The sequence below is a fragment of the Streptomyces sp. KM273126 genome, from assembly GCF_004337435.2.
Classification (GTDB): Bacteria; Actinomycetota; Actinomycetes; order Streptomycetales; family Streptomycetaceae; genus Streptomyces; species Streptomyces acidicola.
Genome location: NZ_SJXB02000001.1, coordinates 1,035,947 through 1,055,423, shown reverse-complemented (window position 1 = coordinate 1,055,423; position 19,477 = coordinate 1,035,947). Strand labels below are relative to the sequence as shown.

At 69.2% G+C, this 19,477-nt stretch carries 15 protein-coding genes and 1 tRNA gene; 7 read left to right on the top strand and 9 right to left on the bottom strand.

Annotation, left to right across the window (positions count from 1 at the left end; genetic code table 11):
* Positions 1-352 precede the first annotated feature (352 nt).
* Entirely contained in the window at positions 353-1,741 is a 1,389-nt protein-coding gene (locus E0500_RS04420) for an NAD(P)/FAD-dependent oxidoreductase (RefSeq protein WP_131566389.1), read from the top strand.
* Between the two features lie 204 nt (positions 1,742-1,945).
* On the top strand, positions 1,946-3,235 hold the full coding sequence (locus E0500_RS04415) for a class I SAM-dependent methyltransferase (RefSeq protein WP_131566448.1): 1,290 nt from the start codon (positions 1,946-1,948) through the stop codon (positions 3,233-3,235).
* A 152-nt stretch (positions 3,236-3,387) separates the two neighbouring features.
* On the opposite strand, the gene E0500_RS04410 is transcribed toward E0500_RS04415, so the two are convergent.
* Together E0500_RS04410 and E0500_RS04405 are read right to left on the bottom strand one after the other, a co-directional pair.
* Positions 3,388-5,916, bottom strand: a complete 2,529-nt coding sequence (locus E0500_RS04410; protein WP_131566386.1) for an ABC transporter permease — start codon at positions 5,914-5,916, stop codon at positions 3,388-3,390.
* A gap of 213 nt (positions 5,917-6,129) precedes the next feature.
* Positions 6,130-6,900, bottom strand: a complete 771-nt coding sequence (locus tag E0500_RS04405; protein WP_131572207.1) for an ABC transporter ATP-binding protein — start codon at positions 6,898-6,900, stop codon at positions 6,130-6,132.
* A gap of 667 nt (positions 6,901-7,567) precedes the next feature.
* Between E0500_RS04405 and E0500_RS04400 the strand changes: the two genes are divergently transcribed.
* A tRNA-Leu gene (locus E0500_RS04400) sits at positions 7,568-7,653 on the top strand.
* Between the two features lie 297 nt (positions 7,654-7,950).
* Positions 7,951-8,832 (top strand): Bax inhibitor-1/YccA family protein, encoded by an 882-nt coding sequence (locus E0500_RS04395; protein WP_131572206.1) that lies wholly within the window; start codon positions 7,951-7,953, stop codon positions 8,830-8,832.
* A 117-nt stretch (positions 8,833-8,949) separates the two neighbouring features.
* Here E0500_RS04395 and E0500_RS04390 read toward each other — a convergent pair whose 3' ends face one another.
* Positions 8,950-9,180, bottom strand: coding sequence for a DUF4287 domain-containing protein (locus E0500_RS04390; RefSeq protein WP_131572205.1), 231 nt, complete (start codon positions 9,178-9,180; stop codon positions 8,950-8,952).
* Positions 9,181-9,283: 103 nt separating this feature from the next.
* On the opposite strand from E0500_RS04390, the gene E0500_RS04385 reads away from it, so the two are divergent.
* On the top strand, positions 9,284-9,595 hold the full coding sequence (locus E0500_RS04385; protein WP_181586868.1) for a hypothetical protein: 312 nt from the start codon (positions 9,284-9,286) through the stop codon (positions 9,593-9,595).
* Between the two features lie 191 nt (positions 9,596-9,786).
* Here the strand turns inward: E0500_RS04385 and E0500_RS04380 are convergent, their stop codons facing one another.
* From E0500_RS04380 to E0500_RS04370, 3 genes are all read right to left on the bottom strand, one after another.
* Positions 9,787-10,572 carry a hypothetical protein gene (locus E0500_RS04380; RefSeq protein WP_131567608.1) on the bottom strand — a complete coding sequence of 262 codons (786 nt, stop codon included), beginning with the start codon at positions 10,570-10,572 and terminating at the stop codon, positions 9,787-9,789.
* Positions 10,573-10,922: 350 nt separating this feature from the next.
* Positions 10,923-12,143 (bottom strand): acetyl-CoA C-acetyltransferase, encoded by a 1,221-nt coding sequence (locus E0500_RS04375; RefSeq protein WP_131567606.1) that lies wholly within the window; start codon positions 12,141-12,143, stop codon positions 10,923-10,925.
* A gap of 188 nt (positions 12,144-12,331) precedes the next feature.
* Entirely contained in the window at positions 12,332-13,360 is a 1,029-nt protein-coding gene (locus E0500_RS04370) for an SGNH/GDSL hydrolase family protein (RefSeq protein ID WP_181586867.1), read from the bottom strand.
* Between the two features lie 148 nt (positions 13,361-13,508).
* Here E0500_RS04370 and E0500_RS04365 point away from each other — a divergent pair, with 148 nt between their 5' ends.
* Positions 13,509-14,894, top strand: a complete 1,386-nt coding sequence (locus tag E0500_RS04365) for a cystathionine beta-synthase (protein WP_131567604.1) — start codon at positions 13,509-13,511, stop codon at positions 14,892-14,894.
* Between the two features lie 98 nt (positions 14,895-14,992).
* Here the strand turns inward: E0500_RS04365 and E0500_RS04360 are convergent, their stop codons facing one another.
* Both E0500_RS04360 and E0500_RS04355 read right to left on the bottom strand, forming a co-directional pair.
* Positions 14,993-15,679, bottom strand: a complete 687-nt coding sequence (locus E0500_RS04360; protein WP_181586866.1) for a hypothetical protein — start codon at positions 15,677-15,679, stop codon at positions 14,993-14,995.
* Positions 15,648-16,607, bottom strand: a complete 960-nt coding sequence (locus tag E0500_RS04355; RefSeq protein WP_181586865.1) for a recombinase family protein — start codon at positions 16,605-16,607, stop codon at positions 15,648-15,650. The genes E0500_RS04360 and E0500_RS04355 overlap by 32 nt, the downstream gene beginning before the upstream one ends.
* Before the next feature lie 1,227 nt (positions 16,608-17,834).
* Between E0500_RS04355 and E0500_RS04350 the strand changes: the two genes are divergently transcribed.
* On the top strand, positions 17,835-18,185 hold the full coding sequence (locus E0500_RS04350) for a hypothetical protein (protein WP_220140442.1): 351 nt from the start codon (positions 17,835-17,837) through the stop codon (positions 18,183-18,185).
* Between the two features lie 400 nt (positions 18,186-18,585).
* Here the strand turns inward: E0500_RS04350 and E0500_RS04345 are convergent, their stop codons facing one another.
* Positions 18,586-19,431: an SDR family oxidoreductase gene (locus E0500_RS04345; RefSeq protein ID WP_131567595.1), complete on the bottom strand. Its 846-nt coding sequence runs from the start codon at positions 19,429-19,431 to the stop codon at positions 18,586-18,588.
* Between the last annotated feature and the right edge of the window lie 46 nt (positions 19,432-19,477).

The following is a 19,477-nucleotide window of genomic DNA, read 5'->3' as shown; positions in this document are numbered from 1 at the left end:
GCACCGCCGAAAAACTTCGTGAAGTTCTTCACAAGGAATTGTCCCCTGCAGGGCAAGGAAGGGGGTCCGGTCGCCCCGTCCCGGGGTTGAGTGGACGCCTGAACGTGTTCAGAAAGGGGGTCCTCCGAGTCTCCGAAGGGAGTCGCGGAGGGGTGGACGGGGTGCCTCGCAAGGGGCCGTTCGGCCCGGATGGGCAGCTCACGCGGCATTGACAACGGTCCGCCCCACACGGTGGTTCCCCCGCCGGGTCATGATCTGTGTCACGCGAGTCGCGGAGTGTAGCACAGGGGCCGACCAAGCTTGTGAAGGGGCGCACGAGCACCCCCCTGGGGGCGGGTACATACTCGATGCCATGAGCACCACGGAGCGTCCCAGGATCCTCGTAGTAGGCGGTGGGTACGTAGGCCTGTACGCAGCTCGGCGCATCCTCAAGAAGATGCGCTACGGAGAGGCGACCGTCACGGTCGTCGACCCCCGGTCGTACATGACCTACCAGCCCTTCCTTCCCGAAGCCGCCGCCGGAAGCATCTCGCCTCGCCACGTCGTCGTCCCGCTGCGACGCGTGCTGCCGAAGGCCGAGGTCCTCACCGGCCGGGTCACCAGCATCGACCAGGACCGCAAGGTCGCACGCGTTGCCCCGCTGGTCGGCGAGGCGTACGAACTGCCCTTCGACTACCTGGTCGTCGCGATGGGCGCGATCTCCCGGACCTTCCCGATCCCCGGCCTCGCCGAGCAGGGCATCGGCATGAAGGGCATCGAGGAGTCCATCGGCCTGCGCAACCACGTTCTGGAGCAGCTCGACAAGGCCGACTCCACCAACGACGAGGAGATCCGCCGCAAGGCGCTCACCTTCGTCTTCATCGGCGGTGGCTTCGCCGGTGCGGAGACCATCGGCGAGGTCGAGGACATGGCCCGGGACGCGGCCAAGTACTACAAGAGCGTCTCCCGCCAGGACATGCGGTTCGTCCTCGTCGACGCCGCCGACAAGATCCTTCCCGAGGTCGGCCCCAAGCTCGGCCAGTACGGCAGGGAGCACCTGGAGAGCCGCGGGGTCGAGATCTACCTCTCCACCTCCATGGACTCCTGTGTCGACGGACACGTGGTGCTGAAGAACGGACTTGAGGTCGACTCCAACACGATCGTGTGGACGGCCGGCGTCAAGCCGAACCCGGTGCTCTCGCGCTTCGGCCTCCCCCTCGGCCCGCGCGGTCACGTGGACTGCGCGCCCACCCTCCAGGTCACGGGCACGGACTACATCTGGGCCGCCGGCGACAACGCCCAGGTGCCGGACGTCGCCGCCCGCAAGGCCGGCGTGGAGAACGCCTGGTGCCCGCCGAACGCCCAGCACGCGCTGCGTCAGGCGAAGGTCCTCGGCGACAACGTGGTCTCCGGTATGCGGGGCTTCCCGCAGAAGGAGTACAGCCACGCCAACAAGGGCGCGGTGGCGGGTCTCGGCCTCCACAAGGGCGTCGCGATGATCGTCATGGGCAAGATGAAGATCAAGGTCAAGGGCCGTCTCGCCTGGTACATGCACCGTGGCTACCACGGTCTGGCCATGCCGACCTGGAACCGCAAGATCCGCGTCTTCGCCGACTGGACGCTCGCCATGTTCCTCAAGCGCGAGGTCGTCTCCCTCGGCGCCATGGAGAACCCGCGCGACGAGTTCTACGAGGCCGCGAAGCCCGCTCCCGCACAGGCCGTGAGGAGCGAGAACGCACCGGAGAAGGCCAAGGCCTCCTGACCTCCGGTCACCAGCACGCCCCGAAGGGGCCGCCCGCCATCCGTGGTGCGGGCGGCCCCTTCGGCGTTCCGGAAGCGGCAGAGCCCCGGCGTCCGCGTAAACGTTTTGCACAGCTGTAACGCAGATGGGGGACTGCGGCCCGGCCCCGCAGGTGTTTACGTGGTGTTGGACATTCCGGGATCGATCGTCACGGAGGTGTGCGCCATGGCCGACGCCGCGTCGCGGCTGAGCAGATTCGCAGAACAGTTGTTGGGGACCCCTCTCCCGGTGCGTATCCGCGCCTGGGACGGTTCGCAGGCCGGGCCCCCCGGCGCGCCGACCCTGGTCGTACGCAACCGCCGCGCCCTGCGCCGACTGCTGTGGAAACCGGGCGAGCTGGGCCTGGCACGGGCCTGGGTCGCCGGAGACCTGGACATCGACGGAGACCTCTACGCCACGCTCGACCTGCTGGCGGGTCTCCTGTGGGAGCGCGCGGAGGACGCCCGTGGGCTCGGCGGAGCCCTGCGCGACCCCGAGGTGCGCGCCGCCGTCCGCGGCCTCGTCAGGATGGCCGGACCGCCGCTGCCGCCCGCTCCGCCCCGCGAGGAGGTCCGCACCAGCCATCGGCACACCAGGCGCACCGACCGACGCGCCATCAGCCATCACTACGACGTGGGGAACGACTTCTACGAGCTCGTCCTCGGCCCGTCGATGGTCTACTCGTGCGCCTACTGGGACTCCCCGGACGGCACCCTCGAAGCCGCGCAAGCCGACAAGCTCGACCTCATCTGCCGCAAACTCGGCCTGACGTCCGGCACCCGGCTCCTCGACGTCGGCTGCGGCTGGGGCTCCATGGCCATCCACGCGGCCCGCGAGTACGGCGCACACGTCGTCGGCGTCACCCTCTCCCAGGAACAGGCCGCGTACGCCCGCAAGCGCGTCGCCGACGAGGGACTCACCGACCGGGTCGAGATCCGCGTTCAGGACTACCGGGACGTCACGGACGGCCCGTTCGACGCGATCTCCTCCATCGGCATGGCGGAACACGTCGGCGCCGAGCGCTACCTGGAGTACGCCGACCGGCTGTACCGCCTGCTGGAGACCGGCGGCCGGCTCCTCAACCACCAGATCGCCCGCCGCCCGCAGCGCAACGAATCGGGCTACACCGTCGACGAGTTCATCGACGCCTATGTCTTCCCGGACGGCGAGCTCGCGCCCGTCGGCACCACGGTCACCCAGTTGGAGCGGGCCGGGTTCGAGGTGCGCGACGTCGAGTCGATCCGCGAGCACTACGCGCTCACCCTGCGCCACTGGGTCGCCAACCTGGAGGCCGGCTGGCCCCGCGCGGTCCGGCTCACCAGCCCCGGCCGCGCCCGCGTCTGGCGCCTCTACATGGCGGCCTCCGCGCTGTCCTTCGAGCGCAACCGGATCGGCGTCAACCAGGTCCTGGCGGTCCGCACCCCGGAGACGGGCAACTCGCGGATGCCGCTGCGGTCCCGCACGTGGGGGCCGTGACGGTACGTACGTGAAGGCGCGTACGTGAAGGCGCCTACGTGAAGGCGCCTACGCGAAGGGCCCCGTCCCGGCTGGTGCGGAACGGGGCCCCGGTCACGTACAACTACTGTGCCTTCTGCCTTCTGCCTTCTGCTTCCTGCCCGCTGGTGTGCCTACTCCGACTTGATCGCCGCCAGCATGTTGAGCCGGGCCGCGCGGCGGGCCGGCCAGAGGGCCGCCAGGACGCCGACCGTGGCCGCGAGGAGCAGGAAGAGGGCCATCCGGGCCCAGGGCAGGACCAGTTCGTACGTCGCCATCCTGGTGCCCAGCAGCTCACCGGCCGCCCAGCCGAAGAACACGCCGAGGCCGATGCCGAGCACGCCGCCGAAGAGCGAGATCACCAGCGACTCCAGACGGACCATGCGCTTGATCCCCTTGCGGTCGAGGCCGATCGCGCGCAGCATCCCGATCTCCTGGGAGCGCTCGAAGACCGACATGGCCAGAGTGTTGATGACCCCGAGGACGGCGACGAGGACCGCCATGGCCAGCAGCCCGTAGACCATGTTCAGGATCAGCGTGAACATCTGCGCGATGCCGTTGGAGATGTCCTCCTTGTCCTGGACCCGGATGGCCGGGTTGCTGCCGAGGGCCTTCTCCAGCCGGTCCTTCGTCGCGGCGGACGCTCCGTCGGACGTCTTCACCATGACCTGCATGTCGGTGGGGTTCGACTGGTGCGGGGAGAGCGTGCCGAGGTCGAGCATGATGCCGCGCATCATCTCGTTGGCCTCGTAGACCCCGGCGACCGTCAGCTGCTGCTTCTTGCCGTCCTCGTAGGAGACGGTGAAGTCCGAACCGGCCTTCCAGCCGTGCCGCTCGGCGGTGTCGCCGTCCACGACGACCCGGGTGCCGCCGATCTCGAAGGCACCGTCGTCGACCTTGAGGTCGGTGAGCTTCCCGATCGTGCTGCCCTTGACGCCGGTCAGGTACTCGGTCTCGCCGTCGATGCGGGAGGGCGCGTTGCGCAGCGGGCTGGTGGCGGTGACGTAGCCGGTGCCGGCGAGCTTCTTCTCGACGTCGGGCGAGAGGAAGGGCCCGTTCGCCATCGACACGACGTAGTCGGCCTTGATCGCCGACGCGGCCATCTTGTCGATGGACGTCTGCAGGCTGCCCGCCATCACCGTCATGCCCGTGATGAGGGTGAGGCCGATCATCAGCGCGGAGGCCGTGGCGGCGGTACGGCGCGGGTTGCGGACCGAGTTCTGGCGGGCCAGCTTGCCGGAGATCCCGAAGACGCGCAGTACCGGGGCCGCGGTCGCGATGACCGGACGGGAGAGGAGCGGCGTGAGGACGAAGACACCGATGATCAGCAGGACGGCACCCAGACCCATCGGGGCCTGACCGTCCGTGCCCTCCATGGTCGTCGCGGCCAGTACGACGGCGATGCCCGCGGCGGAGAACAGGGCGCCGATCGTGTTGCGCAGCACCAGTGACTTGGTGGTCGCCTTGGCGTGCACGCTGCTCATCGCCGCGACCGGCGGGATCTTCGCGGCACGGCGGCCGGGCAGCCAGGCGGCCAGCATCGTGATGAGGATGCCGACGGCGAGGGCGGCGCCGACCGTGCCCGAGGTGATGATCAGCGGCCCGTCCGGGACGGTGCCGCCGAGCGAGCCCACGAGGGAGCGCAGGCCGGCACCGATGCCGACGCCGGCGACGAGACCGGTGACGGCGGCGACCGTGCCGACGACGAAGGCCTCGATGAGTACGGAGCGGGTGACCTGCCGACGGGATGCGCCGACCGCGCGGAGCAGAGCGAGCTCCTTGGTGCGCTGGGCGACCAGCATGCTGAAGGTGTTGGCGATGATGAACGTACCGACGAAGAGGCTGATACCGGCGAAGACCAGCAGCCCCTGCCGCAGACCGCTCATCGAGTCGGCGATCGTCTCGGCCTGGTCGTCGGCGAGTTGCCTGCCGGTGGTGGTCTCGGTCGTGTCCTTGGGGAGCGCCTTGTCGAGCGCGGCCTTGAGCTGCGCCTGGCTGGTGCCGGCCGCCGCCTTCACGTCGATCTCGTCGTACGTGCCCTTCTTGCCGAAGAGCTGCTGGGCGGTGGCGGTGTCGAAGAGGGCGAGGCTGCCGCCCGCGGAGACGTTGCCGTCGTCCGTGGTGAAGATCGCGCTGATCGTGGGGGTGAGGACGGGGCCGTTCACGGAGAGGCGGACCGTGTCACCGACCTTGTAGCCGGCGCGGGCCGCGGTCTCGGAGTCGATGGCGACCTGTCCGCTGCCGCTCGGGGCACGCCCGGACGCGAGGGGGTACCGGGCGTCCTTGTCCCCCCAGTAGTTGCCGCCCCGGGACTGGAAGCCGCCGCCTACGAGCTTGCCGTCCTTGTCGGCGATGGCGGTGAAGCCGGAGACGACACCGACGGCCGACGCGGCGCCCGGGGTCTGCTCGGCCTTGTCGAGGAGGTCCTGGGTGAGCTCGGCGGACTTGCCCACCTTGTCGCCCTCGCCCTCCCGGTACTTGGGCGCGACGGCGACGTCGACGTGGTCGAAGCCCTTCGCCGAACTCTTCTGATACGCCTCCGAGATGGTGTTCGTGAAGACCAGCGTGCCCGACACGAACGCCACGCCGAGCATCACGGCGAGCACGGTCATCAACAGCCGGGCCTTGTGCGCGAACACGTTGCGCAGGGCGGTACGGAACATGGGGTTCTCTGTCCAGGGTTGGGGGTGGGGTGAAGGCTGGGGTTGGTGGCGGGCGTCGGGCGCCTTGGGGTGTGAGGGGTGGACGCTACGGGCGGGCGGTGCTTCTTGGTGCCGGGCTCGCGCACGGCCTTTAGGGGCGCGGGGAACTGCGCGACAAGCCACGACGAACCCGCAGCCGCCCAAATACAGAACCCGGCAGACGAGACGCCTGGCTCAGCTCGTGCGCGACGACGCGTCGAACCGCTTCATGCGGTCCAGCACCGTGTCCGCCGTCGGCTGGTGCATCTCGTCGACGATGCGCCCGTCGGCGAGGAAGACCACACGGTCGGCATACGCGGCGGCGACGGGATCGTGGGTCACCATGACGACGGTCTGGCCGAGTTCGCGGACGGAGTTGCGCAGGAAGCCCAACACCTCCGCACCGGAGCGGGAGTCGAGGTTGCCGGTGGGCTCGTCGCCGAAGATGATGTCCGGCTTCGAGGCGAGGGCGCGGGCCACGGCGACACGCTGCTGCTGGCCGCCGGAGAGCTGGGCGGGACGGTGGGTGAGGCGGTCGGCGAGACCGACCATTTGGATGACGGTGTCGAGCCACTGCTTGTCCGGCTTGCGGCCCGCGATGTCCATCGGGAGCGTGATGTTCTCCAGCGCGGTCAGGGTCGGCAGCAGGTTGAACGCCTGGAAGATGAAGCCGATCTTGTCCCGGCGCAACTTGGTGAGCTGCTTGTCCTTCAGAGAACCCAACTCGGTGTCCCCGATGCGGACGGAGCCGGAGGAGAAGGAGTCGAGTCCCGCCACGCAGTGCATCAGCGTGGACTTTCCGGAGCCCGACGGGCCCATGATCGCGGTGAACCGGGCCTGTCCGAAGTCGACGCTGACCCGGTCCAGGGCGACCACCTGGGTCTCGCCCTGTCCGTAGACCTTGGAGAGGTCCGTGGCGCGAGCGGCCACGGCGGTGGCCCGCTCGGCGATGGGAGTGGTGGTCACGAAGGGTGCTCCTGTCGGGATGACGGCTTTTGGCGAACGTGTTCCATCGTCCGGGCCGCCGGGCGCCCTGTAGTCAGCCGCTGTTCCGGTTCCTGGGGCCGTCTGTGGGCGGACGGGCCGATGCCGTGTCATACCTGGGGATGACGGGCGGCCCCTAGGCCCTGTCGTCAAACTCCCTCCCCCACTGCCTTAAGGGCGTGGGAGGTACCCCCAGCCCCGCGGGGCCTGGCACGCACTCCCCCACTGCCTTAAGGGCGTGGGGGGACCCCCAGCCGCGTTGCCGAAACGCCCTAGTAGCTCCTCCCCCACGCTCGGCTTCGCTCGCGCGGGGGCACCCCCATCGAGGACCTTCCGGCGCCTTGCGATCGCACGCACCAGGCCCCGCGGGGCCCGCCCTCCGGGCGGACGACGGGAGTTTGACGACAGGGCCTAGGCCGCGTCGTCGCGGCGCAGGTTGTGGAGGCGGCTCGTTCGGGCGGTGAAATTCCGTCATTCCGCATACGGGCGGCCAGGTGGTCCGAAAGGCTATTGGCAAGTGCGGATGGCGTACACCCAGTGCTGATGCACCCTCAGACGTCAATAAAATAAGACAACATCGGTCCGCTCTTCCGCTGTTCGGGGGATGGGTCCCGATAGGCTCGGGACTTCGATGCGGAGCCCATGGCCTGCCCGGATGGTGGAATGCAGACACGGCGAGCTTAAACCTCGCTGCCCCTCGCGGGCGTACCGGTTCAAGTCCGGTTCCGGGCACCACCGAAGAAGACCGCACAAAAACCCCCAACGCCTCGCAGCGGTCCGCCCGGGCTCCCGTGACTCTCCGTCTCGTCGTCGGCACGACGCGACCCGGCGTCCGGCTGTTGATCTCCGGACGGTTCCGGGTGTGTACCGGGTTGGTCATGGGTGAGGGGGGCCGGTGCGGGGAATCACGGAGACGCGTAGCGTGTTTCTGGTCACGACGAGGGAAAGATCCTCCCCAAGCACTAGGGTCAATCCTTTGCCTACCTATTACTCTTGAGCCAAGGCCACGCAGGGTGGCCATGGAGGAGTGAAATGAGGAGCAGCAACCCGGTCTTCTCGCGACGGGGGTTCAGCCGCGACAACGGCTACGCGGGCTTCAACACCGCGCCGCAGGCCGGGGGAGCAGCCGTCGGTACCCAGGGCAACCCCTACGCCCAGCAGGGCGGTAACCCGTACGCGACGAACCCGTACGCCCAGCAGGCCCCGGAGCACGGCGCTCCGCCGCAGGCCCCGGTCCGCACCGGCGGCATGACGATGGACGACGTCGTCGTCCGTTCCGCCATGACGCTCGGCACGGTCGTCGTCGGCGCCATCCTGGCGTGGGCCCTCCTGCCGGTGTCGCCCAGCAGCTTCGGCCTGGCCATCGGCGCCGCGCTCATCGCGATGGTCCTCGCCCTCGTGCAGAGCTTCAAGCGCAAGGCCTCGCCCGCGCTGATCCTGTCCTACGCCGCCTTCGAGGGCGTCTTCCTGGGCGTGCTCAGCGAGATGTACAACACGGCCTGGAGCGGTGCGCCCTTCCAGGCGGTGCTCGGCACGATGGCGGTCTCCGGCGCCACCCTGCTGGTCTACAAGGCCGGCTGGATCCGCGTCACCGCGCGGTACGCGCGCATCGGTATGACCATCGCCATCGCGTTCGTGGCGGTCATGGCGGTCAACCTGCTGCTGGTCGTGTTCGGCGTCGCCGAGGACGGCGGTCTGCGCAGCATGGGTCCGCTCGGTGCGATCGTCGGAATCCTCGCGATCCTGCTCGGTGCCTTCTTCCTGACCCTCGACTTCAAGCAGATCGAGGACGGCATCGCCTATGGCGCCCCGCGTGAGGAGGCCTGGCTGGCCGCGTTCGGCCTGACCATGACCCTCGTGTGGATCTACGTCGAGATGCTGCGGCTGGTCGCCATCTTCAGCGGCGACGACTGATCCGCCCACAGTGGTCCGACCTCGCTCTGAGGTCCTGACACGGTGAAGGGCCCCGGGGAGCTGTTGCTCCCGGGGCCCTTCGTCCTGTCCGATGCTCGGCGTGCTGGTGGAGCGCGCTCAGAGCAGTTTGCGCGCGGCCCTCCTCAGGTCGTACTCATGGATGATCGCCTTGGCGTGGCCGTACGCGAGGTCGTGCTCGTGCCGGAGCCAGCTGACCTTCTCCTCGAAGTTGAAGAGAGCCGGGCCTTCGTCGACAGCGCGAAGCCAGTCGGAGACTTCACGACCGGTGCAATGGGGGATGCGGGCGAGCAGATTGCGATGGGTCTCCTCGGAGAAGACTTGGGACATCGGCGCCTCCGGACGCAATGGAATGTAAGCCGGTCCTTCAGGTCACCGTGCCTGAGCGTTCGCGTATTGGCAACACTCCTGTTCGGGCGCGTAGTCTCGCGACGTGCTTGATACGACGCCTCTGACCCGTGCGGTGGATCACTTCGCTGATCGTTTGAGGGCCGCTCCGCAAAGCCGGCTGCAGCGGGGCGCGGCGGCCGAGGCGCTGGCACTGGCCAGGGACTTGGCACTGCGTGCCCAGCGGCTGGAGGACCCGGATTCGGAGCCCCGGGAGATGCCGGATGCGGGGATGTTCGCCGCGGCCGATCAGATCCTGGTCGCCGGGAACGATCTTGCGGTCGCGCTGAGAAACGAGGCTGAGCTGGCCGAGGCGGTCGGGCTGGTGGAGGAGGCGCAGAGGCGCGCGGGGGTGTAGCGGATGCGGGATGCCGTCGGCGGTTCAGCGGGGGCGTGGGGGCGTGGGGGCGCGGGGGCGTCGTGGGGGCTTCGGTGTGTGGGCGGGTGCGGGTTGTCTGTGGCTGGTCGCGCCCACGCGGCGGAGCCACATATGTCACAGCCTCGCGCCCCTGAAAGCACGGGGCTGCCCCCACAGCCCTGGAAGGTGCTCTACAGCGACGCGATGACCCTGTCCGCCAGGACGTAGACGTTCTCCTCGCCGCACTCGAACGTCAGTGAGTAGGCGCCCGAGACGCCTGAGCCGCCCAGGAGAACGGGGGCGTGGCCCGTGCGCAGGGCCGAGGCCAGGCGTTCGGCGGTCTCTCGGTGGCCCGGCGTCATGCACAGGGTCGTGCCGTCGGTGAAGACGTACACATCGAGGGTGCCCAGCGGGCCCGGGCGGACGTCGGCCAGTTCGGTGCGGGAGGAGGCGAGCTCCTCCAGGCAGGCGACCGTGCGCTCGTGGTCGTTCACGACCGGCGAGGGGGCCGGCACGAAGTCCGGGTGGGAGGGGTGACGGCGGCGCGCCGCGGCCAGCTCCGGGGAGTCGCCGGGGAACTCGTCGCCCTCCAGGCCCGGCTCGGACACCGGTTCCAGGTGCTCCAGGCCCGCGAAGTCCGACGGGCGCGGCAGGTGCGGCTCGCTGTCGGGGAAGCCCAGCAGCGGGGAGGGCGTGTCGGAGACGTCACGCGCCTCCTGAGCGGCCCAGAACGCCCTGGCCTCCGCCAGCTCCCGCTCCCGCTCCTCCGCGAGCGCCTCGGCCACGGCGGCGCGTATCTCGTCCGTGTCGGAGGCCTGGCGGGCGGCGGGTACGACGGGTCGCGCGTGCGCGGTACGGCTCGCGGTGAACTCGGTGTGCAGGGCCGCGACCTGTTGGCGCAGTCCCCGCAGGTTGCGCAGCACGGCGACGCCCACGACCGTGGTGGCGGCCGTGGTGAGCAGCAGGGCAATCGGCATGGCGCTCACTGACGTACTCCCGGTTCAAAGTCGACCCCGACTTCCTACATCAGCTTGAAGGGCGGACTAACCAGCTGTCAGTGCGTAACGTCACGAAACGGGCAGGAATCCCGGGCTGATGTTTGGTGCCGAAGTGGTTCTGACCTGCTGAATCACCCTTCCGGGGGAGATAGGTCACATCCTGGGGGAGATTGGATTACAGAACGGCCCGGAACCCCGGTGGTGGCGAGGCTCCGGGCCAAAGGATGACGCTGGGTTCGATGGGGGTGACCGAGGGGTGCTGTCGGGCGTTCGGCCGAGGTTCGGCCGGGGTTCGGTCGAGGGTCCGGCCGGGGTCCGGCCGGCGTGCTTCAGCTGAGGCGCTCGATGACCATCGCCATGCCCTGGCCGCCGCCGACGCACATCGTCTCCAGGCCGAACTGCTTGTCGTGGAACTGGAGCGAATTGATCAGCGTGGCGGTGATGCGGGCGCCGGTCATGCCGAAGGGGTGGCCGACGGCGATGGCGCCGCCGTTCACGTTCAGCTTGTCCAGCGGGATGTCCAGGTCGCGGTAGGACGGGATCACCTGGGCGGCGAAGGCCTCGTTGATCTCGACCAGGTCGATGTCGTCGATGGTCAGGCCGGCGCGGGACAGGGCCTGCCTGCTGGCCTCGACCGGGCCGTACCCCATGATCTCGGGGGAGAGGCCGGTGACGCCCGTGGACACGATCCGGGCGAGCGGGGTCAGGCCGAGCTCGCGCGCCTTCGTGTCGGACATGATCACGAGGGCGGCGGCGCCGTCGTTGAGGGGGCAGCAGTTGCCCGCGGTGACCAGCCCGTCCGGGCGGAAGACCGGCTTCAGGCCCGCGACGCCCTCCATGGTGACGCCGGGGCGCGGGCCGTCGTCCTTGCTCACCACGGTGCCGTCGGGGAGCGTCACCGGGGTGATCTCGCGCTCCCAGAAGCCCTTCTTGATGGCCTCCTCGGCGAGATTCTGCGAGCGGACGCCGAACTCGTCCATGTCCTGGCGGGTGACGCCCCAGTGGCGGGCCAGGTTCTCGGCGGTCTGGCCCATCGCGATGTAAGGGTCGGGGAGCAGACCGTCCTCGCGGGGGTCGTGCCAGGAGGCGCCCTCGGAACCGGCGACGGCGGCCGTGCGGGCCTCGGCGTCGGCGAAGAGGGGGTTGTGGGTGCCGGGCATGCCGTCGCTGGTGCCCTTCACACTCCGGGACACCATCTCCACGCCGGCCGAGATGAAGACGTCGCCCTCACCCGCCTTGATGGCGTGCAGGGCCATGCGGGAGGTCTGGAGCGAGGAGGAGCAGTAACGGGTGATGGTGCAACCCGGCAGGTGGTCCATGCCCATCTGTACGGCGACGATGCGGCCGAGGTTGTGGCCCTGCTCGCCGCCGGGCAGGCCGCAGCCGAGCATCAGGTCGTCGATGTCCCTCGGGTTCAGCGCGGGGACCTTGTCGAGTGCCGCCTGGATGATCGTGGCGGTCAGGTCGTCGGGGCGCAGGTCCTTGAGGGAGCCCTTGAAAGCGCGGCCGATGGGGGAGCGGGTGGCTGAGACGATGACGGCTTCGGGCATCACGGCTCCTGGCGGGGCGGGTACGGGTGGGCAGGGCTGTGTGCGAAGTTACCCGTACGTACGGTCGAGGTCACGGGCGTGGTGGTGTGAGCCCGGCCGCATTTTTCTAAGCGCTTGCTTTTCTCGCCCCACTCCGGCGTTTCCAGGGCGGCCCCCGGACCGCCCTCAAACGCCGGAGGGGCTGAGGTTCAGGTGGACGGTTCCGGGGCCGGTGCCGGGTCTGTTGCAGGGACGCGCCGACGGCGGCGGCGCTTGAGGAGGGCCCATGGGCCCCGTGGCCCGGTGGGCATCGCCGCCGCGACCTCCGTGCCCGCCTCCGACGCCGCCTCCGCAGCAGCCCGCGCCACCGGCAGGAACCCCTCGCGGCGGGACACGTCCGGACGCTCCTCCTCCGCCGGCCAGAGGCCCAGCGCGGCACAGGCCGTGGGCAGGATGGCCATCGCCGCCGTGGCGTAGCCCTCGGCGGAGGGGTGGTAATTGTCCGGGCCGAAGAGCTCCCGCGGGTTCGCCGCGAACTCGGGGCCCAGGAGATCGCCGAGCGAAACGGTTCGCCCGCCCTGCTCGACCGTACCGATCGTCTGCGCCGCGGCCAGCTGGCGCGACGCCCGCCGGGCCAGCCAGCGCAACGGCTGCTGGACCGGCTCGATCGTGCCCAGATCGGGGCAGGTGCCCACGACCACCTCCGCGCCCGCCGTGCGCAGCCGCCGGACCGCGCCCGAGAGGTGGCGGACCGAGCGGGTCGGCGGCATCCGGTGGGTGACGTCGTTCGCGCCGATCATGATGACGCAGACATCTGGGGCACGATCCGTCTCCGAGAGGACCAGGGACACCTGGCGGTCCAGGTCGTCCGACCGGGCCCCCGGCAGGGCCACGTTCCGCAACCGCACCGGCTGTTCCGCCACCGCCGCCAGGCCTGAGGCCAGCAGCGCGCCCGGAGTCTGCCGCGCCCGGTGCACACCCTGCCCGGCCGCCGTGGAGTCGCCGAGCATGGCGAGGAGGATCGGGGGATCGTGAGGAGTTTCGTACGCGCGTCCGTAGAGTCCCTCCGCGCTGGGCGGGTGCGGACTGTGGCCGTTGCCCACGACCCGCTTGGCCATCTGGACCTCGGCCAGCAGCACACCCACGGCCGCCGCGCCCAACAGCCCGATCCCACCGCCTCCGTACGCCGCGCCTGTAGCGATACGCCGGGCCACCCGCGCCCTCGACATGCTCGTCATGGGTCGCCGCCACCTCCTCGTAGCCGTACACCCACTCCTTGCCCCGCACAGGGCGTCAGCCAATCTCAACAGTGCGTTAACACCTGCCGGAGGGGCTTAGGCTGGCGGAATCATACAACCCGTCCTTTTTGCAGCTCCGGAGACAACGGTGCACTTCCACGACTCGATGATCAGCCTCGTCGGCAACACCCCGCTGGTGAGGCTCAACAGCGTGACCACGGGCATCCAGGCGACCGTTCTGGCCAAGGTGGAGTACTTCAACCCCGGCGGTTCCGTGAAGGACCGCATCGCCCTGCGCATGATCGAGGCCGCGGAGGAGAGCGGTGAGCTCCTGCCCGGCGGCACGATCGTCGAGCCGACCAGCGGCAACACCGGCGTCGGGCTGGCCATCGTGGCCCAGCAGAAGGGGTACAAGTGCATCTTCGTGTGCCCCGACAAGGTGAGCACCGACAAGATCAACGTGTTGCGGGCCTACGGCGCGGAGGTCGTCGTGTGCCCGACCGCCGTGGATCCGGAGCACCCCGACTCGTACTACAACGTCTCGGACCGGCTGGTGCGCGAGACCCCGGGTGCGTGGAAGCCGGACCAGTACTCCAACCCCAACAACCCGCTGTCGCACTACCACTCCACGGGCCCCGAGCTGTGGGAGCAGACGGAGGGGCGGATCACGCACTTCGTGGCGGGCGTTGGCACCGGCGGGACCATCACGGGGACCGGGCGGTACCTGAAGGACGCCAGCGACGGCAGGGTGCGGGTCATCGGCGCCGACCCCGAGGGGTCCGTGTACTCCGGCGGGTCCGGGCGGCCGTACCTAGTGGAGGGTGTCGGCGAGGACTTCTGGCCGACCGCGTACGACCGGACCGTCGCCGACGAGATCGTCGCCGTGTCCGACAAGGACTCCTTCCAGATGACCCGCAGGCTCGCCCGGGAGGAGGGGCTGCTGGTGGGCGGCTCCTGCGGCATGGCCGTCGTCGCCGCCCTGCGGGTCGCCGAGCGGCTCGGCCCCGACGACGTCGTGGTCGTGCTGTTGCCCGACAGCGGGCGCGGGTACCTCAGCAAGATCTTCAACGACGAGTGGTTGGCGTCCTACGGGTTCCTCGAAGAAACGGGGCCGACCGCACGCGTCGGGGACGTACTGAGCCGCAAGGAAGGAGCCATTCCGAGCCTGGTCCATATGCATCCGGACGAGACCGTCGGCCAGGCGATCGACGTGCTGCGCGAGTACGGCGTCTCACAGATGCCGGTCGTGAGGCCCGGCGCCGGCCACCCCGATGTGATGGCTGCGGAAGTGGTCGGTTCCATCGTCGAAAGGGAGCTCCTGGACGCGCTGTTCACTCAGCGCGCCTCCCTCACCGACCCGTTGGAGAAGCACATGTCGCCTCCGCTGCCTCAGGTGGGATCCGGCGAGCCGGTCGCGGACCTGATGTCGATCCTCGGCGGTGCGGACGCGGTGATCGTACTGGTCGAGGGCAAGCCGACCGGGGTCGTGACCCGTCAGGACCTCCTGGCATACCTGGCGCGAATGGAGCAGTGAAGGGTGCGGGCGTCGCCGTCCCTGTCTCTCCGCGGACGCCCCGTCAGCCTGCCGACGGGACGTCCGCGGACGGGGACGGCGACACCCACGATGATCCTTCAGGCTCCACCCAGGGGATTGATCCTCAGGAGTGCGGGGTCGAAGGGAGCGCGGCGCGATCGTCCGGGCGGGAGCGGCAGGACGATCACCGATTCCAGCACCTTGGCGATCGCGGCCCGCCGCTGAGCGAGGCTCATCGCCGACCACAGCGATGGGTTCCTGCCCGCGGCAGCGGCCTGCCGGTTCCGGCTGTGTTCCTCTCGTACCGCTTCGAGCCCGGAGATCCGGGCGTCGAGCTCGGACGTCTTCCTGGAGAAGTCGTCGGTGGTGAGACCGCCGGTGCGGAACTGCTTTTCCAGAGACTTGCGTTCCTCTACGAGGATGTGCAGCAGCGGCGCGCCCGGCCACTCCGGCGGTTTGGAAGTGAAGGCCCTGTGCCGATCGACCAGCAAGGAGAGAACGATCTCCTGAAGGCAGCTGTCGACGTCAGGGACATTGCGCGCGGTACCCGCGCAGTCCAAAGCAGTGCATACGTAGACGGCGTTGGCGGGGTTCTTCGCCGTCGGGCGGGCGCAGCCGCCCATCTTGGAGTTGCACGGGGTGCCGTCCTTCCGGGTGGCACCGCAGCGCAGGTACCCGCTGAACAGGTATTTGCGGAGAGGCTGAGGCTCCCTTCCTGGAGGCGGCCTGCCGTTCGTCAGGCGGGTGCCTCGTTTAGCGCCGCGCTGCTGGGAGAGTTCCACCAACGCCTGCCACTCCTCGATGGTCGCAGGTGCATCCCACTGCCCGACGACCGGCGAGCCGGTGGCCGGGATCTCGAACCAACTCGCCATGGATGGACCGGTATCCGCACATTACGGGGTTGGTCAGGGCCTGGCGGACAGTCGCTCCGCTCCACCGGTTTCCCGACGCGGTCGGGATGCCTCGTGCGTTCAGTCCTCTGGCGACGTCGTTCCAACTCGCACCACGCAGTGCCGATTCGATCATCTCCCGCAGGATCGGCCATTCTTCGGGATCGTGACGCATGTTGATCCTGCGTCCCGAACGCGGGTCCGGCGGAAGCCAGCCGAAGCGGCGGCGCCCGCCCGGCGTCCCGCCGTCGATGGCACGTCGGCGAATGTGTCGCTCGATGCGCTCCTTCGTCTTCGTGACTTCGTCGACGCTGACGGTCGCGCCACTGGCGTTGGCCTTCGAGTGAAAGTCGAAAGCGGCACGCCGCTCGACAAAGAGTCCGCCTTCGGTGACAGTGACGGCCTGATGGACTCTGGCGAAGTCCGCGGCCAAGCGCCAGACTCGCTCGTGCTCCGTCGCGATGAGGGCCTGAACCGGATGGCCCTGGGGAGTCCTGCGGCAGTGCAGCGCCTCGATCATCTCGGCGAATACCGGTCGTACGACAGTTGGCTGTACCGCGGTCAGACCGTTGTCCTCGTAGAACCGGACGATGGCCACCCCGAATGCGGTCGCCGTCTCGATGTTCTCCTCGTGCTGATGGCGAATGCCCGTCCCGGCCTCACGTCCCTTGGCTGCGACGGCGGACCGCGTGCTCTGGTCGGCGCTGATCCGTGCGTAGTCCACTCCGGGTATCCGGCCGTCGAGCCACTCCTCGAAGGTGCGTCCGGCTTCCAGGGCCGAGACGAGTGAGGGATTGAGGAAGCTCCTGGACCAGCCAGGCATGCGAGTGTCCCTTCGAGAGCGGATGAAAAGTTCGATCACCTCGAAATATGCAGGTGCGCGGCAAGGGCGATGAGCGGATGGTCGACTGGTTCCACGCATCGAGTGAAAGAGCGGTGCATCGGATTGACGTCGCGGTGGGAGTCTGCCCGCGTAGAACTTCGCGGAAGTGGTACGAGCGCGTCACGTCCGCGCAGCACACGCTTAACACGGGTCCGGCACAGTAGTGGCTGTCGGCAGGGCGGGAGCGGCTCCCCGCCCCGGCCGGCAACCGAAACGGCGTCAAGGACCTCCGGAGCGGCTCCCGGACCTCCATGGACGCCATGGACGCGCAAGCCCGGCCCTGACCTGGCCCGCGTCCCTCGCGGGGACCGCCGTCGTCCCGCCCCCCGGTAACGGGGGTGCGGCGGTCCCCGCGCACAAGCCTCATCTTCTGCGGCTGAACCGCCGCCGCTTGCGCGGATCTGGCTGATCGCCGTCGTGGTTCCTCAATTACGGCCTCGGGGAACGACAGAACAGCCGTTCGCCCTCGGAGACGACAAGGCCGACCGCAGCCGTCCGCCCTGCTCTGCGCGACCTGGGGCCCCAGCCGTTGGCCACCGCCCGCGTCACCGAACGACTTCGTGTCCGGGTCGGTGCACCTCTGCCGGGAGGCGTCGTCTTCCCTGTTGGATCGGCGTGTTGAAGCAGATCGAACAGGGGTGGATGCGTGCTGGGTTGGCGTACGTTCTGGGTCCGAGGATCGTCGGGTGGTAGGGGATCGAGTGCCTGTTCTGGCTGGATGGGAGGACCTGGCCGTGTTGGGATTCATCCTGCGGATCCGATTCTTCTTTCTCCGGACTACCGGGTCGATGAGGTGCTGAGCCGGTACCTGTGCCGGTCGTCGTTCGCCCGTTTCGCGCCGGAGACGAAGCAGAACCACACCGATGACAACTGCCTGTTCTTCGACTTCCTGTGGGGTCGCTGGAGGTAGTGGAGCGAGGCGTCAGCCGACGATCTGTGGGACTTCGAGGACTGGCGCACCCGGTCGCCGCGGAACCCGTGCAAGGTCGGCGGGGCACGGTGGAACCGGCAGCAACAGAATCTGGAACTGGTGCTGGCCGAGTTCCGTAACTACCAGGAGGGCATCCTGCCCACGGCCCCGGCGCCCGCAGCCTCACCGCGTTCTTCGCGAGCATCGACGGCAAGCTCGTCCAAGCGGCACCAGAGGCCCAGCGCAGTGACCGCGACGTGCTCAACCTGCTGACCAAACGGGCCAAGGTCCTCCACCTCGGCCCGGCGAACTACTGCTGGTTCACCGACCCCTCCCGGGCGCTCTGCCTCAAGCTCGCCGGCACCCCCGCCGCAATCCGGCCGCTCTTCGGGATGTGTGACTCCGCCCGCTGCCCACAGGCCACCCATCACCCCTGCCACCGCTCCGTCTGGGCCGAACACGCCGAACGCACCAAGACGTTCATCGGTCAGTTCGGCACCACGCGCAAGACCGAACGCACCCGCCTCCAGGCCGACCACGACCGAGCCCGCCGCGTCGTCGCCGAGATCGACGCCGCCAGCACCACCATCGACGCGGAATCCGCATGAGAATCTCCGCAGCCCAGCGGACCGAGAACGAGAACCGCATCCGGGCCGCCATGGACCGCCTCCTGCGCGGCCAGATCCCGCCCGGCGGAAAGTGCGACATCAAGACCCTCGCCCACGAAGCGGCGGTCGACCGCACCGCCTACTACGGCACCCGCCGCTCCGGGCCGCCGACGCGGAGGAGTCGCCCGGCTCAAGGCCGACGTCGAGGCGCTTGTGGGCGCCCTGCACGAGGCCACGGTGGAGAACAGTCATCTGCACCACCAGCTGGCGGACCGTGCCTCGATGGCCCGCCGGCTGCGGGCGCAGGCGCCGTTCCCCAGGTAGCGGGTCAGCTGCCGCAGGCACACCCGGCGGCGGCCTCCGCCTCGGCCGGGGTGCGGGCCGGGGCGTGGAGTGGTGCTCAGGCGTCGGTGTCGTCGTAGGCCAGATTGGCACCGAGTTCACGGGAGGCCTCGGCCTGGGCCAGCAGTTCCTTGGCCTTGGCCTCGACGCCCTCGATGGCGTCCGCGCCAGCGACGAAACGCAGCAGCGGCTTGTCCTGGTGGGCGATCGTCAGCAGGGCGCTGGCGAGCTTGGCGGGGTCGCCGCTCTGCCGGCCGTTCATGCTCTTCCAGGCCGCGATGGTGGCCGTGGTGCGCTCGGCGTAATCGTCGATGGACGGCTCGGGCCAGGTGGTGGAGGCGTCCACGAGGAGTTCGGTGCGGAAGAAGCCGGGCTCCACGACCGTGGTGTGGATGCCGTATGGCTCCACGTCGTAGCGCAGCGACTCCATCCAGCCCTCCACACCGAACTTGGAGGCGGCATACGCAACGCAGAACTCCTGGCCGATCAGGCCGGCGGAGGAGGAGAGGGTGATGACATGACCGGCGCGCTGGCCCCGCATGATGGGCAGGACGGCGCGGGTGACGTTCATCGGGCCGAAGAGGTTTGTTTCGATCTGCTGGCGCATCTGCGCGGGCGTGATCTCCTCGAAGTAGCCGGCGAAGAAGTTCCCGGCGTTGTTGATCAGGACGTCAATGCGGCCAAAGCGGTCGACGGCGGCCTGGGCGGCGGCCTCGGCGTCGTCCAGGCTGGTGACGTCCAGCTTGGTGACCAGCAGGTTGTCCTGCGGCCCGCCCAGAGTCTTCTCGACCTCTTCGGGACGGCGCCCGGTGGCGACGACCCGGTGGCCGGCTGCGAGGGCCTCTCGGGCGATGTCCGTGCCCAGACCGCGTCCGGCACCGGTGACGAAAATGACCTTGCTCATGAGGGATTCCTTTTCAGGTGCCGTATCCCGGCACCTGTGGTGGTGA

Coding starts and splice junctions, on each gene's coding strand:
- E0500_RS04345 (WP_131567595.1), bottom strand. CDS start 19,431: ATGAGCAAGGTCATTTTCGTCACCGGTGCCGGACGCGGTCTGGGCACG.
- E0500_RS04410 (WP_131566386.1), bottom strand. CDS start 5,916: ATGTTCCGTACCGCCCTGCGCAACGTGTTCGCGCACAAGGCCCGGCTG.
- E0500_RS04395 (WP_131572206.1), top strand. CDS start 7,951: ATGAGGAGCAGCAACCCGGTCTTCTCGCGACGGGGGTTCAGCCGCGAC.
- E0500_RS04415 (WP_131566448.1), top strand. CDS start 1,946: ATGGCCGACGCCGCGTCGCGGCTGAGCAGATTCGCAGAACAGTTGTTG.
- E0500_RS04390 (WP_131572205.1), bottom strand. CDS start 9,180: ATGTCCCAAGTCTTCTCCGAGGAGACCCATCGCAATCTGCTCGCCCGC.
- E0500_RS04420 (WP_131566389.1), top strand. CDS start 353: ATGAGCACCACGGAGCGTCCCAGGATCCTCGTAGTAGGCGGTGGGTAC.
- E0500_RS04370 (WP_181586867.1), bottom strand. CDS start 13,360: ATGACGAGCATGTCGAGGGCGCGGGTGGCCCGGCGTATCGCTACAGGC.
- E0500_RS04380 (WP_131567608.1), bottom strand. CDS start 10,572: ATGCCGATTGCCCTGCTGCTCACCACGGCCGCCACCACGGTCGTGGGC.
- E0500_RS04355 (WP_181586865.1), bottom strand. CDS start 16,607: ATGCCTGGCTGGTCCAGGAGCTTCCTCAATCCCTCACTCGTCTCGGCC.
- E0500_RS04375 (WP_131567606.1), bottom strand. CDS start 12,143: ATGCCCGAAGCCGTCATCGTCTCAGCCACCCGCTCCCCCATCGGCCGC.